General features: G+C 45.6%; 18 protein-coding genes. 9 read left to right on the top strand and 9 right to left on the bottom strand.

Going from position 1 to position 26,003, the window contains the following annotated elements:
- The first annotated feature begins 143 nt into the window (after positions 1–143).
- Genes HMPREF9140_RS05000 through HMPREF9140_RS04990 form a run of 3 tightly spaced genes read left to right on the top strand, consistent with a single transcriptional unit; the run spans position 144 to position 7,186 of the window.
- The gene (locus HMPREF9140_RS05000; RefSeq protein ID WP_006952253.1) at positions 144–3,446 is read left to right on the top strand and encodes a CARDB domain-containing protein; all 3,303 of its coding nucleotides are present in this window, start codon (positions 144–146) and stop codon (positions 3,444–3,446) included.
- A 3-nt stretch (positions 3,447–3,449) separates the two neighbouring features.
- On the top strand, positions 3,450–5,387 hold the full coding sequence (locus HMPREF9140_RS04995) for an Omp28-related outer membrane protein (protein WP_006952251.1): 1,938 nt from the start codon (positions 3,450–3,452) through the stop codon (positions 5,385–5,387).
- A gap of 14 nt (positions 5,388–5,401) precedes the next feature.
- On the top strand, positions 5,402–7,186 hold the full coding sequence (locus tag HMPREF9140_RS04990) for an Omp28-related outer membrane protein (protein WP_006952247.1): 1,785 nt from the start codon (positions 5,402–5,404) through the stop codon (positions 7,184–7,186).
- Positions 7,187–8,070: 884 nt separating this feature from the next.
- On the opposite strand, the gene HMPREF9140_RS04980 is transcribed toward HMPREF9140_RS04990, so the two are convergent.
- The 6 genes from HMPREF9140_RS04980 to rfbA are packed head-to-tail and all read right to left on the bottom strand — an operon-like array spanning position 8,071 to position 15,288.
- Complete coding sequence (locus HMPREF9140_RS04980; protein ID WP_006952242.1) at positions 8,071–8,934, bottom strand: phosphatidate cytidylyltransferase; 864 nt, start codon at positions 8,932–8,934, stop codon at positions 8,071–8,073.
- Positions 8,924–10,954 (bottom strand): ATP-dependent zinc metalloprotease FtsH, encoded by a 2,031-nt coding sequence (ftsH, locus tag HMPREF9140_RS04975; RefSeq protein WP_006952240.1) that lies wholly within the window; start codon positions 10,952–10,954, stop codon positions 8,924–8,926. The genes HMPREF9140_RS04980 and ftsH overlap by 11 nt, the downstream gene beginning before the upstream one ends.
- Before the next feature lie 45 nt (positions 10,955–10,999).
- Entirely contained in the window at positions 11,000–11,359 is a 360-nt protein-coding gene (gene rsfS, locus HMPREF9140_RS04970) for a ribosome silencing factor (RefSeq protein ID WP_006952239.1), read from the bottom strand.
- A gap of 52 nt (positions 11,360–11,411) precedes the next feature.
- Complete coding sequence (locus HMPREF9140_RS04965; protein WP_006952233.1) at positions 11,412–11,840, bottom strand: BT0820 family HAD-type phosphatase; 429 nt, start codon at positions 11,838–11,840, stop codon at positions 11,412–11,414.
- 7 nt (positions 11,841–11,847) lie between these two features.
- Complete coding sequence (locus tag HMPREF9140_RS04960; protein ID WP_006952232.1) at positions 11,848–14,382, bottom strand: GumC family protein; 2,535 nt, start codon at positions 14,380–14,382, stop codon at positions 11,848–11,850.
- A 21-nt stretch (positions 14,383–14,403) separates the two neighbouring features.
- Positions 14,404–15,288 (bottom strand): glucose-1-phosphate thymidylyltransferase RfbA, encoded by an 885-nt coding sequence (gene rfbA / locus HMPREF9140_RS04955; RefSeq protein WP_006952230.1) that lies wholly within the window; start codon positions 15,286–15,288, stop codon positions 14,404–14,406.
- A gap of 269 nt (positions 15,289–15,557) precedes the next feature.
- On the opposite strand from rfbA, the gene HMPREF9140_RS04950 reads away from it, so the two are divergent.
- The 6 genes from HMPREF9140_RS04950 (at position 15,558) to HMPREF9140_RS04925 (ending at position 23,007) form a co-directional block, all read left to right on the top strand.
- Entirely contained in the window at positions 15,558–16,187 is a 630-nt protein-coding gene (locus tag HMPREF9140_RS04950; protein WP_006952228.1) for a hypothetical protein, read from the top strand.
- Positions 16,188–16,877: 690 nt separating this feature from the next.
- On the top strand, positions 16,878–20,402 hold the full coding sequence (locus tag HMPREF9140_RS04945; RefSeq protein ID WP_006952227.1) for a sensor histidine kinase: 3,525 nt from the start codon (positions 16,878–16,880) through the stop codon (positions 20,400–20,402).
- Between the two features lie 13 nt (positions 20,403–20,415).
- Positions 20,416–21,144 (top strand): DUF5932 domain-containing protein, encoded by a 729-nt coding sequence (locus tag HMPREF9140_RS04940; protein ID WP_006952226.1) that lies wholly within the window; start codon positions 20,416–20,418, stop codon positions 21,142–21,144.
- Positions 21,134–21,742 (top strand): AbgT family transporter, encoded by a 609-nt coding sequence (locus HMPREF9140_RS04935; RefSeq protein WP_006952225.1) that lies wholly within the window; start codon positions 21,134–21,136, stop codon positions 21,740–21,742. The genes HMPREF9140_RS04940 and HMPREF9140_RS04935 overlap by 11 nt, the downstream gene beginning before the upstream one ends.
- 5 nt (positions 21,743–21,747) lie before the next feature.
- Complete coding sequence (trmD, locus tag HMPREF9140_RS04930; RefSeq protein ID WP_006952224.1) at positions 21,748–22,428, top strand: tRNA (guanosine(37)-N1)-methyltransferase TrmD; 681 nt, start codon at positions 21,748–21,750, stop codon at positions 22,426–22,428.
- Positions 22,429–22,455: 27 nt separating this feature from the next.
- The gene (locus HMPREF9140_RS04925; protein WP_006952223.1) at positions 22,456–23,007 is read left to right on the top strand and encodes a DUF805 domain-containing protein; all 552 of its coding nucleotides are present in this window, start codon (positions 22,456–22,458) and stop codon (positions 23,005–23,007) included.
- A 96-nt stretch (positions 23,008–23,103) separates the two neighbouring features.
- On the opposite strand, the gene HMPREF9140_RS04920 is transcribed toward HMPREF9140_RS04925, so the two are convergent.
- From HMPREF9140_RS04920 to HMPREF9140_RS04910, 3 genes are all read right to left on the bottom strand, one after another.
- Complete coding sequence (locus tag HMPREF9140_RS04920; RefSeq protein WP_018572190.1) at positions 23,104–23,547, bottom strand: HU family DNA-binding protein; 444 nt, start codon at positions 23,545–23,547, stop codon at positions 23,104–23,106.
- Positions 23,548–23,975: 428 nt separating this feature from the next.
- Positions 23,976–25,535 carry a hypothetical protein gene (locus tag HMPREF9140_RS04915; protein ID WP_006952221.1) on the bottom strand — a complete coding sequence of 520 codons (1,560 nt, stop codon included), beginning with the start codon at positions 25,533–25,535 and terminating at the stop codon, positions 23,976–23,978.
- A 62-nt stretch (positions 25,536–25,597) separates the two neighbouring features.
- Positions 25,598–25,783, bottom strand: a complete 186-nt coding sequence (locus tag HMPREF9140_RS04910; protein WP_018572191.1) for a hypothetical protein — start codon at positions 25,781–25,783, stop codon at positions 25,598–25,600.
- Between the last annotated feature and the right edge of the window lie 220 nt (positions 25,784–26,003).

The raw sequence follows: 26,003 nt of genomic DNA, 5'->3' as shown, positions 1-26,003 counted from the left end.
CTATTCTGATTCGAAATTTCGAGAACACGATTATTAGAGTTTGCGAGAGATATTCCAACATACAACTCTGTTGAATTCCAAGACGAACAATAAATTGTTATAGACATAAACTTGTATTCTTTTAATTTTAAAACCTAAGAAAGATGAAACATTTCTATTTTGCAAGTCTTGTGTTTGCCGCCCTGTCGGTATTACCGGCATCCGGACAGGTGAATGCAAGAAAGTTCCCCACATTTTGGGACAAACCTATTTTAGCGTCTGCGCCGCGCATGCCATACCAGGCTCCGAAGGCGATAGACGATAAGTCGAAAGGAATTACCGTGTATGCTGGCCAACTTACTAGTCAGGATAAGAAGCGCGGCTGGGTGAAATTCCGTACAGGTAAAGCTACCGAGTATGAAACAGTAAAAAATTTCACACCAGCGAACGACCAGGTACAGGCCTATGGTATTTATTGTGGCGCTTACGATGGTAAGGACTTCTATGGTGTTTACGCTCAATCGTTTACGTATGGCGTTCATCCTCTGACATTCGTTAAGTTGAATGTGGCAACTGGAGACACGACAGTCGTTTACAAGTACACAGAAGCTGAGAAGAACAAATGGTACATGGGTTATGACGTTTACACAATAGCCTATGACCGTAAATCTGACCAGCTCTATGCTCTTGGAAAGGATTATGAAAAGAAAACCATTAACGGAGAAGAAGTAATCGTGGGCTATTCCATGCTATACACTGTCGATAAGACAAATGGAAAGATGGAAGAGGTTACAAGGTTAGATAGAGTGTACTACAACTTCTGCTTCGACTATGATGGCACGTGTTACATGATACGTCCTAAAACTAAGAGTGCTTCTGACGATGCGGTCGTAGGATCGGAAATTGTGAAATTCGACTCCGACTTCAACCCAACAGGCACTCCGGTTGAATGTAAGAGCGAATGGGGAGAGTCTTATATCCAGATATACTTCGGTACTATGGGATTCGACTATACCACCGGCGACCTCTGGTGGATACCAGTTGGACGCCAAGGAGCAACGACACTCTACACGCTAGACGTAGAGACAGGAAAATACACCACTAAATCATGGTTCAATCTTGGTAACTCTTTCGTTGGTCTTACCATTCCTTATCTAACTGCAGACACACGCAAGTCAGCAGCTCGAGTTTCGAATATAGATGCACAAGCCGATGTAAACGGTACAATGGCCGATACCATTAAATGGGTTAACCCCACTACAGCATGGGATAAGACTCCTCTCACCGAACTGAAAGAAGTGCGCATCTATCGTAAGAAGCAGAATGTAGCAACAACCGAACTGACTTCTTCAAGTACTTTGCTTTCATCTGCCAATGCTGACCTTATTGCTACTGTAGAAGCACAGAACAAGATGGGTCAGGCAATGCAATGGGTTGACCAAAACCCACATAATGGCATAAACACTTATTATGTTGTTCCATCGCGCGTTAGCGGCGAATTAGGTATCCCCGACAGTATCCGTTGCTACATGGGTGTCGATGTTCCTGGTGCCGTTCAGAATATTCAGATTAAGAAGAAAGGAACTGGAATCGAACTCTCTTGGGAAGCTCCAAATAAGGGCTTGAACAATGGTTATATCAAGGAGTCGGAGCTCACATATACGCTAACTCGTATGCCTGATAATGTAGTTGTGTCTACCGACCAAGCAGCTACTACTTACACCGACAATACACTCGGTGAACAGCAGAAATACTCTTATAAGATTCAATCAAAGAGCCTTGCCGGAAAAGGTGCAATTGCTGAGTCTGAAGGAATCATGGCTGGTAGTGCTCTCACAACTCCAATCAATTTGAGATTCGATACCCAGGACGATGCTAATCGTTGGTATTGCCCAAATAATCGTCCAATATTCTTCTACTATTGCGGCGGTTACGATGCAGACTCTAAGTGTCTGATTGGTTACAGCAACTATCAAGAAGCTGACGGGTTCGTCACCTCTCCTCCTCTTAAACTGGAAGGTGGTAAGACCTATCGTATAACAACCGATTTCTATGTACATCAGAGAGATACTCCGTTCGACCTGAAACTTGTTGTTGGCACGAATAGCGAAGATCTCACCAATGCAACTGTTATAAGAACAGAAACAGGAACTTCTTATCCAGCCATGTATACACGTGTTGTATATGAGGACATGTTCACAGCTCCTACTACTGGTACTTATTATTACGGACTTCAGATTGCTACCCACAGTCAGTATAACAGTTTCAAAATCTTTGGTCTGAACGTAGACTATGTTGCAGAGAACGACCTCAAGGCATTCTCTATCGATAATATTCAAGAAGCTGTTGTTGACTATGACAATAAGTGCACCGTAAAGGTTCGCAATATGGGTTCAAAGACACAGAAGAATTATGGTATTAAGATTTATTGCGACGATGAAGGAAACAAGACGCTTGTTGGTGAAACAACAACTGTTCCAGAGCTGAAAGCCGGTGAAACAGCAGATATTCCTGTTACATTCAAGCCAACTTCCGACGGTACGTTTGAATTCTACGGTGTTGTAGAACTTGCAGGCGACCAGGATCACAGCAACGATACTACGGTAATTTCTCGCATAAAAGTATTGCCAGCCGGAACTACTCCTTGGACGAACATCGTTACTAGCGGTGAGTTTGAAGGAGAAGATACTCATGGTCCGTCCATAAACTGCGACCCATACGAGCGTACACAGTCTGTCTACTATGCTTCTGAAATCAAAGCCGATAAGGATAATGAAATCAGACGTATCGGTTATATCTATAAGTCGAATGACAATCTGACGGATAGAACTACTCCGTTTGACGTGAAGATTTATCTCTGCCATACAGATACAAAATCATTCACTTCGGCATTCGATTGGATTAAGGAGAAGAATTTGACACTTGTTTATGAAGGCACATTCACTCTGCAGCCGGGTACTGACAATATACTTTCATTCGACCTGCAGACCCCATTCAAGTATGACAATACGAAGAATCTGGTTGTAGTGTTCGATAAGAGTGGCGCAGTTCCTTCTAATCTGGCATTCTGTGCTCTGTACAAGGTATTCAACTCTTGGGGTAGCACGCTGAATATTAATCGTACGCTTGAATATGGTGGCAAATCACCTTTTGCAGGAACAGGCTCTCAGACCTATGGTTCGGCTCCGGTTCTCTATCTTGGTATGGCCGCTAGCGATCCTAATAGTATAGGTAGCAATAATTACGTTGCAGAGAAGAATTTCCTCTACGATGCAAACAGTAAAGTAATTACCTTCATGAAAGACATAAGGACTGCTAACATCTACACTGTAGACGGCAAGCTGGTTAAGACTTTCAATGTTGACAATAATAATCAGGTGAGACTAAACATTCCTGCCGGATTGTATATTGTACGTACTATTGCTAAGAACGGTACTGTTACAAGCGTGAAACTTAATGTGAAATAAAGAATGAACTCTATCAGAAAATTTATATTTCTGTTATCACTTACAAGTCTCCCCATCATAGGGGGAGACTTGTTTGCTCAAAAAGCAGACAGAAACATTTTTAGCTTGTCACCAGTGACTTTCGACAAGCACGAAAACATTTCGCCTACCGCAACCGGGTCTAATATGCGACTGGGATATTGTACGACGGAATATAGCCGAGGACTTATAGCCAAGATTCAAGGTCAACATTCCTATCATGCTGCGGTATTCTTCCCTTCCGAACTGCTAGATAAATACGTTGGAGATAAAATAGATTCTATGGAATTCGCTATAAAGCCTAAGCGTGGTAATATGGCAGAGTTCTTTATATGTACAAACCTGAAAGATATGCAAGGAACGACTCTAGCTAGAGGGGTTTCTTTAAGTTACGATGAAGGATGGAACAAGATTAAGTTCGATAGATCTGTAACTATTAAGCAGGGGATGAATCTTTATGTAGGCTATATACTTCATCTGCAAGACGGTGAAGACTACGATTGCCTTCTGTTCGATAAAAGTAATTACACCTTAAAGGGTAAGAACTGGTATGGATATGATGGAAGCTGGTTCGACAATACAACCGCTATAGGAAAGAATATCTGTATTCGCGCCATCATCTCCGGAAATAATATACCTAATAACGACATCTCGCTCATGAAACTTTTTCCGGCAGATGGCAGCCAGTTCGTAGAGCAGAACAAACCAAGACGTTATATTGCCTATATACAGAATAATGGAACCACGCCTGTAAACTCTCTCTCTGTGACAGTGTCTGCAAAAGGTGTGAAGAGTACTGAAGTTACTCTCAATGGTTTTGATGTTCCTAATAATACCCCACAGAGAGTCGAACTTGATAATATCTCCATCCCTGTGGAAGGAAACTACACAGCTGAGTTCACTGTAACAAAGGTGAACGGAGTTCAAGACCCTTACAACTCTGACAATACAGCCGAAGACGCAGGTTTCTCGATGAAAGCCGGAACAGGACCAGTTGAACGTACAATACTGTTCGAGGAGTTTACCTCCGAAGGCTATGACGAATGTGTTATAGCAGACAGCGTATATACTAAGGTTTTGGCAGAGCGTAAAGATAAAGATGTTGTTCGTGTTAAGCATCACCGCAACTATAAGACTCATAACGACCAGTTCCGTATTTCTGAGGATACCGATTATGAAGAATTGTATGGCAAAGCCAAGCCGTTTATTCCTGCTGTATGCATAGATCGCCTTATTGTAGGAGGTTTCGAAGACCCAGGCCCTGCCTATTTCATTGCTAATGACACAATAGTCGGGAAGTTCTTAAATGTGGCCAAGGGAGTATATTCGTTCATCAACCTGAATGTTGAACCGAAAGTCACAGGTAATAAACTTAACGTGAAAGTCAGCGGACATGCCGGGACAAACGAGATGCCCCAACAAACAGACCTCCGATTGGTTACATGGTTGGTTGAAGATGGTATTGTCAGTAGTCAACAAACCGGTAAACCACGGTTTATACAAAATGGCGTATTGAGAAAAGTTCTTAGTAGCAATGCATGGGGCGATGCTCTGAACATTTCTGCTTATGACTTCGAGAAGACCTATTCTGTTGACTTGAAACCAGAATGGAAAGCCAACAATATGCGGGTGGTTTCGTTTGTGAGCAACTATAATGCTGATGTTGAAAAACGTATTGTTTACAATACCGCCCAGGCTTTATGTGGTATTCCTGATGGAATCGCACACTCATCGGCCGATGATAACCAGAGCTTATATATAGTAGATGGTAATATAATCGTGGCTGATGGTTATAAACTTGCAGGCATCTACGACCTGTCGGGAAGAATCGTTTCTGCTGACCGTCTTACCCGCGGAATCTACGTGGTAAAGGTGACGAACGGCAAGACGACATTCACGAGGAAAGTATGTATTAATAAATAGAGAGGACAATAATCATGAAGAAGATATCCTTCATCCTGATGTTGCTTTTCAGTCTCGTGGCAATGCAGATGCAAGCTGCGACGACCCACTGTTTCTGGGGATATTGTAACAGTAAAGTCTCCGGCGAGTTCGGGTCAAAGACTAAAGCCAAAGGAGCTATCTATATTCCTGCAGACATAGCGCAACTTTATAAAGGCAAGACTATTTCTTTTGTAAAGGTCGGTCTAGCAGCTATGGCGAATTCAGTGAATGTGTTCATAACTAAAGACCTCAACGGAACAAGCATAACAACTAAAAAAGCAGGAATGCTTTATAACGGTTGGAATGAAGTGAAGTTGAGTTCTCCTTACACCATCGATGGCGAGGCTTTCTATATAGGCTACAGCTATGAAGGCGATAACGCTTCCATGGGACGCTCGGACATGTATTCGGAAAATGGTTGCTGGGCCGACCTGGGAGACGGTTGGAAAAACTATGCAACTGAAAAGGAGTACAAAGCGCTTGCATTGACCATTCAGGCTAAAATATCAGGCGAAAATATGCCGAAAGACCTGTGGATTTACAGCAATCGCGACTTTATTGTAAAGAAAGGCGCACCATGCAAGCTTCCATTCGGAATAATGAACATGAGCCCCCGTGTAGCCCGTAATTTGCAGGTTGGCTACAGTATTGACGGAGGAGCCGAAACTGTTGCCGACTTCAAAACTACGATGGGAGCTAACACCGAAAAGGAATTCTCGTTCGACCATCCCGGATTCAACGAAAGTAAGACTCACACCATAAAGTTCAGATTGATTTCGGTAGATGGTGCAGCTGACAGTTATTCGGGTAACGACACCGTGACATCGAAGATAAAGGTGATGGACGCCGTGCCACGCCAACGCTTCGTAGTTGAAGAAGGAACCGGAACATGGTGTGGATGGTGTCCGATGGGAATAGTTGCCCTCGACCAGCTATCAAAGAAATATCCCGAAACATTCATCGGTATAGCTGTGCATAAGAGCGATCCGCTTCAAACCACATCCTACAATAGCATGAGCTTTAGCGGATATCCCAAATGCTACATCAACCGTAACCTCGACTATCCCACACAACCCGAGGCTTCTGGATTGGAAGCATCGCACAATAAGGCCGTAGCTATAGCTCCTAATGTGGGAGTAGAAGTGAAAGCCGAATTTACAGATGCATCGAAGAAGAAGATAAATGCGAAAGCCCTCACCACTTTCTTTACGGCACAGAATGGATTGAAATACAGAATATCATTCGTGCTAGTCGAAAACGGAATAAAAGGCTACACGCAAGCTAACTACTTCGCCGGAGGAGGACAAGGCAATATGGGCGGATTCGAGAGTCTTCCATCTTATGCTTCTATCGACATGGATCATGTTGCCCGGATGAACTACAGCTACGAAGGCTTTAAAGAAAGTGTTCCAACAAGCGTACAGGCCGACGAGACAACCGAATATGCAGCTGTACTCAACGTTCCGGCTAGCATACAGCATGCCGACAGTCTACATCTTGTTGCATTGTTAATAAACAGCAAGGGCCTAATCGAAAATGCCGCACAGGTTAAGGTTCTGCCCGACCCCGTGACCGGAATAACCGATAATGCTAAACTCCTGGCTCCGGAAATCATTTTTGCAGACGGACGTTTTGAGCTTCAGGGCTTCAACGGCACCATGACCGTATACAATTCCAATGGTCAGATTGTTCCGAACGGTTCGTTGCCGCGCGGAATATATGTTGTTAAAGTAGTGGCCGAAAACACTTCTTTCGTTCGCAAGATGTTTGTAAAGTAGACTCTTACCTCGTCTGAAGTTCTTTAAATATGAGCTTCATATAATCTCAAATCCACTGCAAGTTCAGGAGAGCTTGCAGTGGATTTTTTTTGTATGCGGCTTGTGTGACCGTTCGAGCTTATATTCGTTGGGTTTAGTCTAACCGGCGCAATTCTTTCCGAGTATGGGGTGTAACCATCGGTTCGAAGAGTCCGCTCAAGATGAAGAACTTCGCCCGAACGATGCTCTTATCTGTGAAGACGGATGATACCAGATGTCCGTATCATAGCGCTTTACGGCAAGAGGATATCTCACGAATCCTACAAGTCGCCCGTATAGGAAATCCTTAATGTCCAAGTAGAAACGTACCGCCATTCGCATGCTCTTGGGATTATATCCGTATGCTCTTGAGATTATATCCGCATGCTCTTGTGATTACATTCGCATGCTCTTGTGATTACATTCGCATGCTCTTGTGATTACATTCGCATGCTCTTGTGATTACATTCGCATGCTCTTGAAATTATATACGTATGCCCGTAAATTTCTTCCCGTATGCGCATAAATTTCTTCCCGTATATAAATTTGCGGGAATACGTATATAAATTTACGGGCATACGGGAAGAAATTTACGGGCATACGTATGCGTTTTCAAGAGGAAATGAGAGTTGCTCTGAAACAAGGCGTTTCAGTGATTTTCAGAACCTTGAATACCGAGGGGAGGAACAGTAGGAAGCTAGCAGTCAACGAGGTTAGCCGAAGTGCGGAACTTGCTAATGCTAATATCTCTCTCTTAAAAGAACTCTCTGATTTTTCATCCGTCGGGTTCTTGATGGGGGCTTAAGCGGATTCTTAAGCCGAACTTATGTTGGAAGATGGGGCAAGGCAATCCCTTGCGTAAGTGTTCAGATTAGGGTTATGCTGTAGAGGTAGACCGTAGCGGCGGGGATGGCTAGTAGGGCGGAGTCGAAGCGGTCGAGCATTCCGCCGTGCCCGGGTAGGATGTTGCCGCTGTCTTTTATGCCGAGGGTGCGTTTGAATAAGCTTTCAATGAGGTCGCCCCAGGTGCCGAATATAGATACGGTGAGGCCGAGACCCATCCATTGAATTATGCTGAGTTGGTGTGGGTCGGCCTCGGTGTTGGTTAGGTGCCCGATGAGAGCTGCAACGCCTACAACGAGAATGCTTCCGCCGATGCTTCCTTCCCAGGTCTTGGCGGGACTGATGCGGGGGAAGAGCTTGTGGCGGCCGAGGAGGGAGCCGGTGCAATAGGCTCCGGTGTCGTTTGTCCAGAGGAAAATGAAGATGCTCAGCGGGAGAAGCATGTCGATGGTGAGTTGTCCGTCGGGACGTACTTGGAAGGCGATGATGTTGATGAGTGAGAGGGGGAGGGCGATGTACATTTGGGCGAGCATTGTGTAGGCCCAGCAGTTTATCGGGTTGGGGTTTTTCATGTAGAGCTCGGCGATGAGCAGATAGATTATGGTTAGGATGTAGGGTACGAAGACGCTGAATCCTTCGACAATCCCGAGCCTTAATGCGGCTGTTGCTACAAAGAGATATACTCCGGCTACGGTTGAGATGAATCGGTTTGTTCTTACGTTTTCAACTTGTGACACGAGGTTTGAATATTCCCATATTGTTGCGCCTGTTATAATGGCGAAGAGAACTACCATGTAGTGGGGTTTCAGGAAGCCTGCGACCATCACGGCTACGAAGAGTATGCCGGTGATGGTGCGAGTTATTAGGTTTTTTTGTTTATCGGTCATTGTTGTTGTTTTCTTTTTGTGCGGCTTCGTGTTCGGCTTGTGCTTGCTTTACGGCTTCGGGCATGTCTTCGAGCTTTGGCAAAGCGTTTTCTTGTGCTTCGAGGATTTCTTCGGAACGGCTCACCCAAGGGCGTTTTCCGAATATATTTTCAACATCTTCGGCCATGATTACTTCGCGGTCAATGAGGAGTTGGGCTAGTTGATTGTGTCCTTCTTTGTGTTCGGTTAGGATTTGTTTTGCCCGGTCGTACTGTCCGTTTATCATCGTTAGTACTTCTTCGTCAATGGCTTTGGCAGTCATTTCGGAATAAGGTTTCTGGAAGTTGTATTCTTCATTGTTGTAGTAGCAAATGTTGGGCAGTTTGTCGCTCATGCCGGCGTAGGCAATCATTCCGAATGCGCTCTTTGTTGCTCGTTCGAGGTCGTTAATGGCTCCGGTTGAGATGTTTCCTGTGAAGAGTTCTTCAGCAGCACGTCCTCCGAGGAGTGAACACATTTCGTCGAGCATTTGTTCTTTGGTTGTTATTGGGCGTTCTTCAGGTAGATACCATGCGGCTCCGAGTGCTTGTCCGCGTGGTACAATGCTCACCTTGACAAGCGGGTCGGCATGTTCGCAGAACCAGCTAATAGTTGCGTGTCCGGCTTCGTGGAGTGCGATGGTACGCTTTTCGGCTGCTGTCATAATTTTGGTTTTCTTTTCGAGTCCACCGATTATTCTGTCAACTGCGTCGAGGAAATCTTGCTTATCCACGGTTTGTTTGTTATGTCGTGCGGCAATGAGTGCGGCCTCGTTGCATACGTTGGCGATGTCGGCGCCGGAGAATCCTGGTGTTTGGCGCGCTAGCATGTCGATGTCTACGCTCGAATCAAGTTTGAGTGGACGCATGTGTACTTGGAAGATAGCTTTACGTTCGGCCATGTCCGGCAAGTCAACATGTATTTGTCTGTCGAATCGTCCAGCCCGAAGCAGAGCTTTGTCGAGCATATCCACTCGGTTTGTGGCAGCTAGAACAATCACTCCAGAGTTTGTTCCGAAACCATCCATTTCTGTCAGTAGAGCATTGAGTGTATTTTCGCGCTCGTCGTTTCCTCCCATTGATGGATTCTTTGAACGGGCTCGACCTACGGCGTCTATCTCGTCTATGAAGATTATGCAAGGCGACTTCTCCTTGGCTTGGTGGAATACATCGCGAACACGACTTGCACCTACGCCTACAAACATCTCAACGAAATCGGAGCCACTCATAGAGAAGAATGGTACTCCGGCCTCACCTGCGACGGCTTTGGCAAGAAGAGTTTTACCGGTTCCCGGGGGGCCGACAAGTAATGCGCCTTTAGGAATTTTTCCTCCCAATTCGGTATATTTCTCAGGACTCTTGAGGAATTCAACAATTTCTTCAACTTCTTGCTTAGCACCTTCTTGTCCAGCAACATCTTTAAATGTTATACCAAGATCGTTAGCCTTTTCATAGAGTTTGGCTTTCGATTTTCCAACGCTGAAAACCCCGCCAGTTCCACCGGCTCCGCCACTCATACGGCGCATAATCCAGAACCAGAATGCAAATATGGCTATCCAGGGGAGAATAGAGAACAGCATGTCGGTGAATGGACTACTTTTCTTATTCTCATAGCTGAAGCCGGTTATTTTTTTGTTCTTCACGGCTTGAGACAGAAATGCTTCCAGATTATCGATTGAACCAATTTCAACCGTGATATAAGGATTGGGGCCTACTTGCTGAATGCCTTGTTTGAATATTTCGCGAATGTGTTCAGGGCTGACGAACATCTTCAGTGTACTTTCGTTCTTGTTAACCACAACTTTCGTGGCGTAGCCCTTATTCACGTATTGAATGAATGTTGTGTAATCGCGTTCGATTCCTTCGCTCGAAGAAAGTAGTCCGTTGCCTCTTGCGAAGAACATCAAAGCTAGTGCAATTATGACTAAAGCATAAATCCAATTCATGTTGAATTTAGGCATCTTGGGCATATTGGGGTTGTTGTTGGGATTCTGATTATCCATCGGATGATTTGTTTTTGAAATGAATAAAAAATAATCGACGAACCTCTAGTCCAATTCAGGCAATCTTGTCAGTTTGGCATCTTCCCAAAGGTTCTCCAAATCGTAAAACTCTCTGATTTCTGGCATAAAGATGTGCACCATGACATCCACATAGTCTATCGCCACCCATTGATTATTGCCCAGTCCTGCACAGTTAGTAGGTTTTTCGTCATTGTTTTCGCGAACGTAATTACTAACCGATTCGGCTATAGCCTCAACCTGTTGTGGCGAATTGCCTTGGCAGATTATGAAGTACTGACAAATGCTGCTGTCGATCTCCGTTAAGTTGACAACAACTATGCCATGACCTTTCTTTTCTTGAATACCTTTTGTGATGGAGTCTACTAGTTTCTTTGTTTCATTCATTAATTCAACCGTAAAATAGGTGCTGCTTGGGTTTCTTCAGCTGGGTTAGTGTTTAGAATCTGTTCCACCAATGTTTTTTCTTTGACAATTGGGTGTCGCTGTAGGATGGCTCTTCGTAACTTCGGCTTTCCCAGGTTTCGCCATTCTTTATCATGTGGTAAATTGTTCCCCAATCAGGCAGCCCGCCAAGATTTCTGTCGTCTATGAACATGTCGGCTTTTAGCTTGCGAGAGAAATGGTTGTTTTTCGAACGTTCTTCCTCGGGATAGTCGCGATTCACGGCCCAGAAATCTACGTCATGCTCGTGTAACCAATCCACAGCATCTTGAAGGAGTTCACCTTCACGAACACTCCACAGAATGAGTTGATGTCCGTCCTTTATAAGCATTTTCAGAGTTTCGGTAGCAAAAGGAAGTTCTTTACCGATCTTGGGATATTCGTGTTCGACTATCGTCCCATCAAAGTCTACGGCTATAATCATAGTTACTTTATCGTTTTATAGAGTTGTCTTTTTTGTTGCCGTATTTGCTGTTGCTATAGCTGTAGTTTCCGTAACCATAACTGCCGTAACTTCCATAGCCTCCGTAACGATTCTTGCCGTAGCGACCGTAGTTGCTGCCGTAACGACCGTATTTTCCATAGCGTCCGTAGCCGTAGTAGTAGCCGTATTTCTTCTTAGACATATCGATACCGTTGAGCACAATAGACATGTTGGGGAGTTTCTTTTCGTCGGCCAGGCTGTTAATCATTTCAAAGGTTACTTTCGGGGTATAATCGGCACGACAGATGTAAACCGATATGTCGGCTACACGGCTTATCTGCAAAGTGTCTGACACGAGTCCTACAGGAGCTGTGTCAATTAGAATATAGTCGTATTCGTTGCGGAGGAGCTCGAATATTATTTCGAGTGATTTCCTTGCGATGAGCTCTGTCGGGTTAGGAGGAACTGGCCCAGCCATGAGCAGGTCGAGATTTTTGTTTATCCCCGATGGCAGAATCTGGCTGCGAAGTTCTTCCTGGGTTGGAGTTTCTTTGATTAGGAGGTTTGTTATTCCGGTTTTGCGGTCTTTGAGCTTGAAAAGTTCAGCTAATCGTGGGCGGCGTATATCAAGGCCGACGAGTATGGCTTTTCGGCCCAACAATCCGAAGCTAACGGCAAGGTTCGCAGCTGTGAAGGTTTTTCCTTCACCGGATGTTGAGGATGTGAAAAGAATAACCTTTTGTTTTTCTTGTAAAACGAATTGCAGATTAGTACGCATTGAGCGGAAAACCTCTTCCATTTGGTTGTTTTGGTTTTCGTGCACAACAATGTCAGCTTTTCCTTTTGCCGCATTACTAGCAATTGCAACGTCGGCGATAATGGGGAGTTTGGTTAGGCGAGCAACGTCATCGTGCCCTTCAATTTTGTATCTGAAGAAGCGGACAAAGAAGAGGATTAGCGAGGGGATACCGAGCCCGATAGCTAATCCGATGAGCATAATCATTGTTGTGCGAGGAGTTATTTTGCCGGCGAATTGCGGTTCGTCTATCAATTTTCCTTTGTCCACAGTAGCGGCAAGAGAGATATTGTTTTCCTCGCGTTTTTGAAGTAGCATGAGATAGAGCCCGGATTTTACTTCCTGTTGCCGACCTATCTGTGTGAGCATTCGCTCTTGCTGCGGAGTTTCCTGAACTTCAGCGTTATATTTATTGTATTGTCTGAGAATTGCGTCGCGTTGAATCTCCAAATTCCTACGTGAGGCTGTTACAGAGCGTCGAATATCTGCATTTAGATTGAGGAGCTGGGCTGTGATTGGTTCAACAACTGGCGAATTGTCGGATGCGCTGCGGAGAAGTCGGTTACGTTCGAGCACTAGTTCGTTGTATTTGCTCACAAGCATTTCAGAACCACTATTTTCTGTTCCGACATTTGCTGGAATAACTTGCGAAAGGTTGTGGGCTGCATTTTCTATTTCGGCTGCGACGGTATTGAAAAGAGCTATTTTTGTTTCAATCTGAACTAGCTCCTGTTCGGCTGCGTTTTGATTGGATACGACGTTAGTTGCTTTCGATTTTAGTTCAACCATCCCATTTCGCTGCTTATAATCTTGGATTTGTCCTTCAGTTTGGCCGAGTTCTACATTAATTTTTTGGAGTCGAGAGTTGATGAATTTTTCAGTTCGGAGTGCAATGGTATTTTTATCTTCGTTGGCCTGCCGATTGTAGACAACAACTAGTTGTTTCAGATAATCAATAGCCCGCTGGGGAACTTCATCGATTTGCAGGAGTCGGGCTATCGTTGTCGATTTTGAATCTTGCACAACCTGTAGTCCGCTCACATATTTATTAGCAGCTAGTTTGGGCGATAGAATCGTGACATCGAGCACTTGTTCGTCCATAAGAGTTCGTCCTTCATTTGAACTAATCATTATGTTTCCAGCTTTGGTTGGAATTCTTGAGGGTAACGTCGCGAAGTCACGATTAAGGGTATAGGGGCCTGTGGCATTTTCTTCGTTGGTTGGAACGTAATAGGTTCCGGAAACGTTATAGATATTTCCTTTTCTCTTTATGATAAGTTTTATCGGTCTGTTGATTTTTTCGAGATTAACCGGGTCGATATCCACGTTGAGCGCTTGGTCGTGATAGGCAATCTGACTTTTCACTCGTCCTTGATTACTGTAGCTCACGTAGAGTTTTAGGTCACGAACGGCTTCTTGCGCCAGGGAGTGCGATGTGAGGATTTCCATTTCGTTGTCGATTCCGTTGGAATTGGAAATTATGCCGATATTCGACATGTTTTGAAGACTTTGTGAGCCACGTCGTCCGCCGTTGTCGTCTTTGATTAGCAGTTTGGCCATTGCTTGATAGGTTGGCGTAGTGTAGCGAAGATATATCGCTGCCGAGCCTATGCAAATAATCAATGAGAGAATGAACCAATACCAGTTCAATATAACCGTACGATAAGTGGCCTGAAAGTCGAATGAAAACAACCCCTGTTGTTCCTGACCTTTCTCTTGTTCCAAATTGTTTTTCTCTTCAATCATCAGTCTTGAAATCTATATTTTTCAAATGTCTTTATTTTCTGCTAGAAACAGAAGATATTTACCGTAATCGTTTTTTGCCATAGGTTGTGCATTTCTAATCAGTTCGTCTTTGCTGATCCATCCGTTCTTGTAGGCTATTTCTTCTAGGCAGGCAACTTTCAGTCCCTGTCGTTTCTCAATGCATTCAATGAATGTGCTGGCCTCTGATAAACTGTTGTGTGTGCCTGTGTCGAGCCATGCGAAACCGCGCTGTAGAGTTTGAACTTTCAGTGCACCACGTTGTAGAAAAACTTGGTTGACTGAAGTTATTTCGAGCTCGCCACGAGCCGATGGTTTGATGGCTTTGGCAACCTCGACAACACTATTAGGATAGAAATAGAGTCCAACAACGGCGTAATTGCTTTTAGGTTTTTGGGGTTTTTCTTCGATGCTCAGGCAGTTGCCATTCGAGTCGAACTCTGCAACACCATATCGTTCTGGGTCGTTCACGTAGTATCCGAAAACTGTCGATTTCTCATCCTTTTCGGCGCTGCGAACGCTTTCGGTAAGTAATCCGCTGAAGCCTGCGCCATAGAAAATGTTGTCGCCTAGTACTAGGCAAACACTATCGTTTCCGATGAATTCCTCACCTATGATGAAAGCCTGTGCTAGGCCGTCGGGTGATGGTTGTTCGGCATATTCGAACTTCACTCCTAGTTCGTGCCCGTCACCTAGTAAACGTTGGAAGCCCGGTAAGTCGTATGGGGTTGAGATGATGAGAATATCCCTTATACCAGCCAACATCAGGGCTGATATGGGATAGTAAATCATTGGTTTATCAAAAATTGGAATCAACTGTTTACTGATTCCCTTTGTGATAGGATAAAGACGAGTGCCTGAACCGCCGGCTAAAACAATACCTTTCATATACTATTTATTCATTAAATGGAATTTCATTTTCTCGGCATAATCAAGCCCGAGTGAGTTTAGCTTTTCCAATGAAACCCAAATGTGACTATGCTTTTTGTGATTTTCCATTTCTGAGTTATTATTGCTGTTCGCAAAGGTAATCATTAAAAGTAGATAAACTGCTCTGACTCTAAAAAAAGCCCTGGAATAGGACATTCCGAGAGCCTTTTAGACTACCTTTGCATGCGTCAAAACAGTGAATGAAAAATACTTTAGGAACATAGACTATGAGTTTATTTAGCAAAATCCTCAAACGAAACAATGACGCTCAACAAAATGCAAGTGGAATGCAAAGCTACATGACCCTGGTACAGGTTTATTTCCAAGCTGCATTGGCAACGCGACTCGGAATAACCAATCTGGCTATGTTGCCTGATTTGCGAACCTACAAACAAACGTTTCGGGTTGCAACGGTAAACAACAAACTTGGAGCTGCCGAAAAAGCAAGTGTCAGAAAAATGATGAGAGAACTATATGGAGTCGACGATAATTTCTTCGACGAAATAGACATGAGTATCAAAAAGAACTGCCGCAAAATTCAAGATGCACAAACTTATCTCTACCAGTTCCAGGGATATGCACAGAACCTGATGATGTTAATCGGAAATTTGATGAAGTTCAAACTCAGAGTCCCCGGATTTCTCAAAAAGATGCTCTATTCGATGACTGAAAAAACTGTGGCCGACATTTTCAATAAGAATGATTTTTCGGACGCCGGAGTTGTCAAATCGGTTCTCACAATGCGACAGGTGAACAAACGACTCGGATTCTCGCAGAGATGGACAACCGATTTTGCTTTCCAGCTTATCTTGCTTGCCAAGAAAGAACCGAAACAGAACTTAGAAGACGAAAAATAGTCAGTTCTCCAGCCGTCGAATATTTTGAATATAAAAAACTCCCTGCAACCAAATGCAGGGAGTTTTTTTATGCGAGCTAAGTTTAAGAGAGAGTTCCTCTTCGTCTGTCCTGGTTTGGTAGGTCGGTATGTAGGGGACAGATCTCGTATCTGTCCGCTAGTCCGTGACAGGATAAATATTCGAGTTAAGCAGGCATGAGAAATATTATGCTGTTGGTAGACCGAATTGGCGTGAATATCGGATAGATACAGGGTCTGTCCCTACATGCAGGCTGAACGCCCGAATCGACATGGGGTAATAGATTGCTCGCAAGAAAGAGAAATCATATCGGAAAATTGTTGCGCCATTAACACAAGAGTAAAATAAAACAGTTTGAGTCTCGTGGGGGGCAAGCAAATAAATAGAAATATCCCATTACTCGCAGAGCTTCAGCTGATAAAATACAGAATATTATGTTATTAGCTGCGATTCATGTAGCAAAATATACTAGTACTCACAGAAATCCATCTAATAAAACACGAAATATTCCATTACCCGTAAAGATCCATGGAATAAAATACGACGGTACTCAACACTGCTTGTTAAGCGTCGAAATAATCTGCAGCGACTGGTTACACCGTTTTTTAAGTGCCGAAATATTGGAATAAGCTTAGTAATTTTGTCTCTCGCAAATCGGTCATAACAAAATAAATGAAACATGTTACAGGTTTATTATTCTTCGTTTTAGTTGCACTTCTTGTAGGCGCGATGCTTGGTGCGTGTTCATCCCCCAATAAAGAGTTGGCCGATTCACTCAACCGTAGGGCATATAACTTCAGATATCGCAATCTTGACTCGACTCTCGTGTATGCGCGTCGGGCAAGGATGGTATCGGCTGGAAAATATGATGTCGGACGAGCCGAGGCTATGAACACCATAGCTTTCGTAGATATTGCGAAGATGAACTACAAGCACGCTTTCGAACTGCTTGATTCGATTAGTAAAATAACCGACAATCAGGTGGAACTCATGATTGCCGATGTGCAAATGATGAGGCTGTGCCAAAGAATGTCGAGAAACAAGGAGTTCTATGACTATCACGAAATGGCGCTGCATAGATTGCATCGAATTAATGAGGAACGCGAGATGCTGTGCGAGCATCAACGGGAGAGAATGATTTATGCCATGTCGGAGTTCTATATCGTCACCTCGTCATACTATTATTATGTAGGTCTCGAACGTCAGTCGCGACGCGCACTGGAAGCCATCGACCCAGAAGGCGACCTGCGTTCGGACACGGCGCAATATGTGAACTATTTATATAATGTGGGCGCGGGTGGAATGTTTTCTGGTAGTACCGAAGAGGAGGTGAACCAGCGAGAGTTCGACTATTTGGTGCGCTGTTATTTTATTTCCCGTAATCACGACTATGTGTTTTGGGAGGGCAACTCTTTACAGGCAATCAGTGAGCATCTGCTCAACAGAAAATATCGGGCGAGATTAATCGAGGATAATATTCCGGCGATGAAATACATTAATTCCGACGAGATGCCAGATAGTTTGCTGGCAGGAAACCTGGCTGAGCGGTCGGTTGAGATTTTCAAAAAATATGGCGACGTTTATCAAACGGCTGGCTCATATCGTACGCTTGCGGCTTGCTATTGGGAAATAGAGGAATATCAGTCGGCCCTCATATATCTGCAAAAAGCGCTCAACGACGATAAGGCCATAACCCAGGCCCCCGACCTCGTAGCATCGATTCGCGAACAGCTCAGTCAGGTTTATGCGGCAATGAACTTTAAGCCAGGGAGCGATTATAATCGAAATGTTTATCTTGACCTCCAAGAACAAACAAGGCAGGATAGATATTATGAGTCGCGAGCCGGACAGCTGGAACGCTCGGCCGACCAGCTGAACCTTATGATTCTTGCCGTGGCGCTTATGATTTTAGCCGTGCTGTCGCTCTTGCTTCTGTTTCATTATCTGAAACGGCGCGACGATAAACGCAAACCGCTCAATACTCTCCTCGGACCGCTCGAATTATGGCAAAAACAGAATGATGAATATATGTCGCAACTCGCTGCACGATACGATGAGATTCAAGAAGCCTACGGAATGAGTATCATTCACGCCGAAGAAAACCGCCGTCGTAATCTTGAACAACGCACAAAGGTTTCGCTGGCAAATAATGTTATGCCTCTTATCGACCGGATGCTTAACGAGGTTTCGCGACTCACGAAAAACAACGAATCTAAAACGTTGAGATGTGAGAGGTATGATTACATATCAGAGCTAACCGATAAAATTATTGACTATAACAACGTTCTCACGCAATGGATCCAACTTCGGCAAGGTACTTTGTCGCTGCGTATAGAAAGTTTTCGTTTGCAGAATCTGTTCGACATAGTTGGCAAGGGGCGTATGGCTTTCCAACTTAAAGGAATCGCTCTCGAGGTTGTTCCGACAACAGATTATGTGAAGGCCGACCCCGTATTAACGCTCTTCATGATTAACACACTGGCCGACAACGCACGCAAATTCACCGACCGAGGCGGTAGAGTTCAAATATCTTCCGAATCGACCGACGATTATGTAGAAATAGCAGTGACCGATACAGGCCTAGGAATCGATGCAAAGGAACTCGAACACGTCTTCGACCGTAAAATGATTGTCGACAACGCCGAAACGCAATCGCATGGCTTCGGACTTATGAACTGTCAGGGCATTATTAATTCCTACAAGAAAGCGAGTAAGATTTTTTCCGTGTGCATGCTCGGAGCCGAGAGCGAGAAGGGTAGGGGAAGCCGATTCTTTTTCCGACTACCGAAAGGAATCGTGCGCTCAATAGTTATTCTTTTCGCCGCATTCATTAGCATAGCCTCTTTTGCCACAGGACGCGAGCATTCGCTAATAAACAAGACCAATGCCTTTCTGGCAAAGGCCGACGCTTATGCCGACTCGGCCTATTACAGTAATATCAACGGACAATATCGGCGTACGCTTGCTTTCGCCGATTCAAGTCGAGTATATCTAAACCGATATTATCTGCAATTTCATCCCGGCGGAAAACAGCTTATGAAACGTCTAGGAAGCATGTCGTCGCTCCCAGCCGAAATAGAGTGGCTGCACAACGGAATTCCAACCGATTATAACATAATTCTCGATATCAGAAACGAAAGTGCCGTAGCTGCTCTTGCATTGCACGAGTGGGAACTCTATAAATACAACAACACCATCTACACCCATCTGTTCAAAGAAAATTCGGCCGACGGAAAACTGGGTGACTACTGCCGGATGATGCAGAAATCGGAAACGAATAAAAACATTGCAATCAGTCTACTCGTTATATTGCTTCTGCTCATCTTCCCAGCCTACTATTTCATCTACTATCGTCACCGACTGTTCTATCAGTTCTGCATCGAACGTGTGAAACGAATCAATAGAATTCTTCTCAGTGATGCAACTGCCGAAACTAAGCAACGTAGCATTCAAACCATAGCCAGCGACCGATTCCCTAAGGAACTGCGCGCAATAATCAAACAAATTCAGGAAGCGCTGCAGCAATCGGTTAACCAAAGGGAATCGAGTAAACTAAATATCGAACTGGCCGATGATGAACTACACAAAATGGAGTTTGAGAACCAACGACTGCACATCAGTAATAACATTCTAGACAACTGCTTGTCAACGCTCAAGCACGAAACGATGTATTATCCGTCGCGAATCAAGCAACTCGTCGACCAGCGCGACAAAGAACTCCAATCGCTCAACGAACTTGTTACCTATTATAAGGAAATATATTCCATCCTCACCGAACAGGTGATGCGACAAGTAGACTCTGTTAAATTCGTATGCAAACCTGTGGAGCTGAAAGACATCCTGGTAGATTTTGTTTGTAGCGCAGAATCTAAACCTACCGTGCTGGGCGACCCTATCCTACTGCGTTATCTGTTCGAGATTCTACAAAAACAAAACGGCGAGCAGAGACTGCAACCAACAGTCGAGCGCAAATCCTCGGGCTACATGCTCTTTCACGTGCCAATGCCCGCGCTCTCCCTTACCGACATCCAATGCCTCGAACTGTTCGCACCGGGTTCCGACAGATTACCATTCCTAATTTGCCGGCAGATTGTTCGCGATAATGGCGAGGCAACCAATCAACGGGCGTGCGGAATAGTAGCTCGCAACGTTGGCGGGCAAACAATTATAGACGTCACACTTGCAAGTGCAAACTAAAATCAAAATGTAAATGGAAAAATTTAAAGTAATCATCGTTGAAGACGTTCCTCTGGAGCTCAAAGGAACGGAAGGAATCTTCAGGAACGACATTCCCGAAGCAGAGATAATAGGAACTGCCGAGAGCGAAGCAACCTACTGGCGGCAACTCAAAAACCAAATGCCCGACCTTGTGCTGCTCGACCTCGGACTCGGCGGCTCTACAACCGTAGGAGTAGAGCTGTGCAGGCAAACTAAGGATATGTATCCTAACTTAAAGGTGCTAATCTTTACCGGCGAGATTCTGAATGAAAAGCTATGGGTCGACGTACTCGACGCCGGGGCCGACGGAATATGCTTAAAGAGCGGCGAACTACTCACTCGAGGCGATGTGGCTAGTGTGATGAGCGGCAAACGATTGGTGTTTAATCAGCCTATACTCGAGAAGATTGTAAACCGATTCAAGCACTCTGTTAACAACCAGCTTATGCATCAGGAAGCGCTTGTGAATTATGAAATCGACGAATACGACGAGCGGCTTCTCCGCCATCTAGCCTTAGGTTACACCAAAGAGCAAATTGCTAACCTCCGCTGTATGCCTTTCGGAGTAAAGAGTCTGGAGAAACGACAAAACGACCTTGTGCAGAAGCTCTTCAGCGACGACGGCCGAACCATAATCGGCATCAACGCAACCCGTCTTGTTGTGCGCGCCCTCGAACTACGAATAATAGACATCGACAATCTACGCCCCGATGAAGAATAAACTGGGAACAATTGCATGCTTACTGGCAGTGGTCCAAGTGATGCTAATTCTAGTATCGTGGGTTATTGCCGCAGCTTTCCCCGAACTCAACACGCATTCATTGCTAAGCAGCGAAGGCATAAGATGGTTCTTCGGGCGATTCGTCGACAACATGCAAACACGCTTCCTGGTTTGGATAATCCTTGTCACCATAGCCTTAGGTGCATTCAACACAAGCGGACTTACATCTGCTATCTCACCACGCACCTCTGCTCCCCTGCATTATCGGCAACGTATGGCATTGCGAGTCGTAGGTATTGAACTCATCGTTCTCCTCGCTGCTATTGTTCTGCTCACCGCCATCCCCCACGCCGTTCTTCTGAGCGTCACCGGAAGCCTATGGCCAAGCAGTTTCTCGGTAAGTATAATACCGATTGTAACCTTTATTGTGAGTATATGCTCCATTACATACGGGCTCATTAGCGGCAAACTAAAAACCAATGCCGACGTCTATCACGCCCTCACCATTGGCCCTGCGCAATGCGCCTTTATTCTTCCGCTCTACATTCTCATCGTTCAGCTGGTGCAATCGGCGTTATTCGTTTTCAATCAAATATAAAAGTCATGAGAATAGACATTATAACCGTGCTCCCTGAAATGCTCGAAGGATTTGTGAACGAAAGTATCCTTGCCAGAGCGCGAAAAAAGGGAATCGCACAGATTGAACTGCACAACCTGCGCGATTATACAACTGATAAATGGCGACGAGTAGACGACTATCCATTCGGCGGACAAGCAGGAATGGTTATGCAAGTCGAACCAATCGACCGATGCATATCCGCACTCAAAGCCCAGCGGCATTACGACGACATTATCTTCACATCGCCCGACGGTCAGCAGTTCACTCAGCACCTCGCCAACCAACTCTCGCTCAAAGAAAACATCATCATCCTTGCCGGGCACTACAAAGGCATAGACCAGCGAGTGCGCGACCATCTCATAACACGAGAAATATCCGTGGGCGACTATGTTCTAACCGGGGGCGAACTACCCGCAGCCATCATAGCCGACGCCGTTGTGCGAATCCTCCCCGGAGTAATCAGCGATGAACAAAGCGCACTATCCGACTGCTTCCAGGACGACCTCCTAGCCCCGCCCATCTACACCCGCCCGCGCGAATACAAAGGATGGCAAGTGCCCGAAGTTCTACTTAGCGGCAACGAAGCCCGAATCAAACAATGGGAACTCGAACAAGCCATCGAACGCACCCGCCAACTACGCCCCGACCTCCTCGATAAGAAATAATACAAACCAATTAATAAGTAATAAATTATGTCAGAATTTAAAGAAACACCCCAAGTAGAGTTCGAAGAATCCGCCAAGAACGTATTCAAGAAAATGATTCAATTCAACGGCCGCATACGCCGCTCTGAATATTGGTGGGGCGTCCTCACACTTTTTCTCGTTTCGATGGCAATAGGCTTCATTCCTATTATTGGCCTCGTCGGCATCTTCCCGCTTGCCCTTGCAGGATGTTCGCTCACTTTTCGTCGCCTGCACGACACCGGTCGTAGCGGATGGTGGATAGGCTCGCGAATCATAATCGAATGCCTCGTATTTGTTCTCCTGTTGAGCCTCATCGACTGGCCCACATTCTTCAATGCTCTGGCGGCCGACGATGAGCATGCCGCCAGTCGTGCATTGGTTGATGGATTCAAAAATAACTCCGGCATTCTAATCCTTTGCGGAGTGCTATCTCTTGTCGACATAGCTCTCAACGTTATCGTTTTCATCTTCACCCTTCTCGACAGTCATCCAGAGACCAATAAATACGGCGATTCGCCTAAGTACGTACCCACCGAACCTACAGGTAGCGTTCTATAACTCGTTTACCTGTTAATCCAAAAAAGTCCACTGCAAACATCGGTTTGCAGTGGACTTTTAATTGTTCAGAGCGATTGTTCAGAATCTCATCATCCTCTACGGATTCCCTGGCTGGGCAGGCTTCTTCTCCTCACCTTTCCACTCCTCCCAGTCGATAACCACATCCGAGAGGCCACGGGTAGCAACCCGGCCGCCACCACCCTCACGACGATAACGCGTCTCAGGAATGAAGCGCACGCGAACACCCGTGATTTGGTTCACCGTCACCTCCTTCTCGGTTGCCACACCCTGCTTGGCAGCCACGGCAGTGAAATAGAACGACCCGATACCATCGAGCTTCACCGATCGGCCTTGCGACATATAGTCGGCCATCACCGGCCCGAGAGCTGTAAGCACTGCAGCTACGTCGGCCGGTGCAACGGTCGATTCGGTAGCCACCCTCTTTGCAATCTGCTCGGTTGTGACGGGCTTGCCCACCAGAACCGACTTGGGATACCACTTCCCATTGATTTTCATTTTGATTTTCTTAAAAAATCCCATGACGTTAAAGTATTGTGCTTAGTGAGAAACAAGGGGCGAAGTCGCGATACTCCGACAATCCCTGCACGGCCCGGCGCAACCTGCAGCTGGCGGATATACGATCCGTTGCTGACAGAAGTAGGACTTGTAGTTGACGAAAGTACGACTTGTGGACTACGGAAGTATAATCCGTGCCCCACGAAAGTACGACCCGTCGACCACTCCTCTTCACGCCTTTGCCGACAAGCCTTGCCGAGCGTTGCTTTTTCTTCCCTTTTGCCCCTCATAAGCGGGTTAATAATTATATAAAAAAAGAATCTCCGTATATATTGAATGCCCTTCATCATGGCTGTGAAAGCCTGATATGGGCTTGGCTCTTTCCTGCTTTCTCCGGCCACCTGCGGTGTCGCCTTTTTGAGGGCGACACCGTAAACGGGCAATCACAAGGTTCACTCGAACGCGCCGTCGACCCTGTACCCGTCACTTCGGAAGCCGAATCCCACTTCAACGCTACCTTTCTGGATGCTAAATTGGTAAGCGTAGAACCACCACCATGAAGTGGCGCTAGACCCCCAGTAGGAGCCGCTTTGGCCAACGAAGCGCAGCATACCATTCCGGTAGAAGCCCAATGCTGGCAGGTAGAAGTAGTTACCTGCATCGGCTGCGGATGGTGGTGTGTTGGAAGCAGGCCATTGCTCGCTGGGGCTACTTATTCGAAAATCGGTCCCGTCTGGGGCAGTATTCGCGTTAAATCCGCTGATCTGTGATTTCTTCTTAAACCACATGCCGCCCTTATATAAGTGGCCCATAGTAGTCCAAACCTCATCTTCGTCCCAACGCGGATCGCCTTCTTTAGCGTACCATGCCAGCTCGTTGGCGTTCGGAAGACTTGCGCATGACTCTGTTGCTTGGAATGCACCACTGACTTCATGATACCAACGAGGGTCACTGTTGTTCTGGGGGAAGTTAGGTGAGGGGCTGCTGTCGTTGATGGTCGGCTGACCACCTGGAAGGTTCTTGGTCCATTCCCAACCATCCCAGTATTGTTTCTTCGCATCCCACATGTAATAATGATCGCCATCGTAATTCTTTACGTTGAGGTCAGCCGTCATGTCGTAGTAGGTATTCTTAGCATAAGTGAAAGAACTCAAGTTTTTGGTGATGGTACCCTCTATATTTGTTACCATATCTTTTATCCAATAACGAACCTTCAAAACATGTGTGCCAGGCTTGATAACCATATAGGCGCCATTGGTTGCTACACTAGCAACAGTGGTGTTGAGTGGGAAACCATTTTCATTAACGCTGCCGGATAATGGGTCTTGCGTGGTAAGGACAATCTGCTTGCCTGTGCCGCTGCCTGTCAGCTCGCCACTTGTAGGGTCAAGAGTGTAGGTGCTGGCGATATCGTTATCAGCAGTTACTTCTACCTTGGTCAGATAGCAATCTTTCAAAATGGTGTTGCTCGTGTAGGGCTGGAAGACGAGGATGGCTGCCTGGTGGTCGATTGTAAAGGAGAACTGATTCTTACCCGTCACCTTGTTGGCCGTTGCTGTGCCACAGTCGCCCGATTTGCCCAAATGGGTTGTGGTGTTGGGGGCTGTCTGCGTTTGGGCGGCAGGAATGATAACCTGGTTATTGCTGCCGTTCTTGCCGGGGTAATAAACCTTATAAGACGTGTTATTCTCGAACTTGCCGGGGACCAGAAACTTAAAATAGGCTGTCTTGCCCGTCGGGGCGTTTTTGCTTTTCTTCCATGTACCGCTGTCATCCTGCACGTAGATATGGTCGCCTGCCTCCCAATAGAAAGCGCCGGTGGCGTAATCCATCGAGGTGCGGGAGGTTGGCTCTTCGCCGGTTACGAACGTGGTCAAGTTCTTGTTTGTGCCGTTATCCGTGTTCGTATCTTTCTGCGTTATGTCTTCGTTGGCGCAGGATACAAGCGCCAATACCGAGCCGCAAAGGGCAGCAAGCGAAAGTAGGCGCATCTTGAATAATTCTTTTGTCATTTGTCTGTTTCTCTTTTGTCATTAATTACTTTGTGTAGAATAATGGGGCTTTAAAGCTCTCCTTATTCTTCCTCATCTTCATCTTCATCAAACCATACCTGCTTACCATTGCTCGGACCGGTTCCGTGCTGGCCGGGGTTGTGCTGACTGTGAAATGATGTTTGCATGAACTCTCTGTCGAGCAAGATATGAATCACCTCGATAGCGGGGCGTACATACGGTTGTTTCCTGAACATTTCTTTTTCCATTTTTCTATCATTTTAAGAGTGAATATTCTGTGTTATTTCCCTCTTGCGTGACTTGGCAAAAGGGTATGAAAAGTGGCACGGAGAATCCTCTTGGAATCCCCGTGTATATCGGATATACGACGCTCTTCGCGCGCGCGTATGAAAAAGCTAGTTTATAGGTCTGCCCTGTGTGTGTGTGTGTGTGTGTGTGTGTGTGTGTGTGTGTGTGTGTGTGTGTGTG

Origin of the sequence: Prevotella micans F0438 (assembly GCF_000243035.1) — a bacterium.
Classification (GTDB): domain Bacteria; phylum Bacteroidota; class Bacteroidia; order Bacteroidales; family Bacteroidaceae; genus Prevotella; species Prevotella micans.
Note: the sequence above shows the minus strand (reverse complement) of the source record. Positions and strands in the feature narration are given on the sequence as shown.

Coding starts and splice junctions, on each gene's coding strand:
- HMPREF9140_RS05000 (WP_006952253.1), top strand. CDS start 144: ATGAAACATTTCTATTTTGCAAGTCTTGTGTTTGCCGCCCTGTCGGTA.
- HMPREF9140_RS04995 (WP_006952251.1), top strand. CDS start 3,450: ATGAACTCTATCAGAAAATTTATATTTCTGTTATCACTTACAAGTCTC.
- HMPREF9140_RS04990 (WP_006952247.1), top strand. CDS start 5,402: ATGAAGAAGATATCCTTCATCCTGATGTTGCTTTTCAGTCTCGTGGCA.
- HMPREF9140_RS04980 (WP_006952242.1), bottom strand. CDS start 8,934: ATGACCGATAAACAAAAAAACCTAATAACTCGCACCATCACCGGCATA.
- ftsH (WP_006952240.1), bottom strand. CDS start 10,954: ATGGATAATCAGAATCCCAACAACAACCCCAATATGCCCAAGATGCCT.
- rsfS (WP_006952239.1), bottom strand. CDS start 11,359: ATGAATGAAACAAAGAAACTAGTAGACTCCATCACAAAAGGTATTCAA.
- HMPREF9140_RS04965 (WP_006952233.1), bottom strand. CDS start 11,840: ATGATTATAGCCGTAGACTTTGATGGGACGATAGTCGAACACGAATAT.
- HMPREF9140_RS04960 (WP_006952232.1), bottom strand. CDS start 14,382: ATGATTGAAGAGAAAAACAATTTGGAACAAGAGAAAGGTCAGGAACAA.
- rfbA (WP_006952230.1), bottom strand. CDS start 15,288: ATGAAAGGTATTGTTTTAGCCGGCGGTTCAGGCACTCGTCTTTATCCT.
- HMPREF9140_RS04950 (WP_006952228.1), top strand. CDS start 15,558: ATGAGTTTATTTAGCAAAATCCTCAAACGAAACAATGACGCTCAACAA.
- HMPREF9140_RS04945 (WP_006952227.1), top strand. CDS start 16,878: ATGAAACATGTTACAGGTTTATTATTCTTCGTTTTAGTTGCACTTCTT.
- HMPREF9140_RS04940 (WP_006952226.1), top strand. CDS start 20,416: ATGGAAAAATTTAAAGTAATCATCGTTGAAGACGTTCCTCTGGAGCTC.
- HMPREF9140_RS04935 (WP_006952225.1), top strand. CDS start 21,134: ATGAAGAATAAACTGGGAACAATTGCATGCTTACTGGCAGTGGTCCAA.
- trmD (WP_006952224.1), top strand. CDS start 21,748: ATGAGAATAGACATTATAACCGTGCTCCCTGAAATGCTCGAAGGATTT.
- HMPREF9140_RS04925 (WP_006952223.1), top strand. CDS start 22,456: ATGTCAGAATTTAAAGAAACACCCCAAGTAGAGTTCGAAGAATCCGCC.
- HMPREF9140_RS04920 (WP_018572190.1), bottom strand. CDS start 23,547: ATGGGATTTTTTAAGAAAATCAAAATGAAAATCAATGGGAAGTGGTAT.
- HMPREF9140_RS04915 (WP_006952221.1), bottom strand. CDS start 25,535: ATGACAAAAGAATTATTCAAGATGCGCCTACTTTCGCTTGCTGCCCTT.
- HMPREF9140_RS04910 (WP_018572191.1), bottom strand. CDS start 25,783: ATGGAAAAAGAAATGTTCAGGAAACAACCGTATGTACGCCCCGCTATC.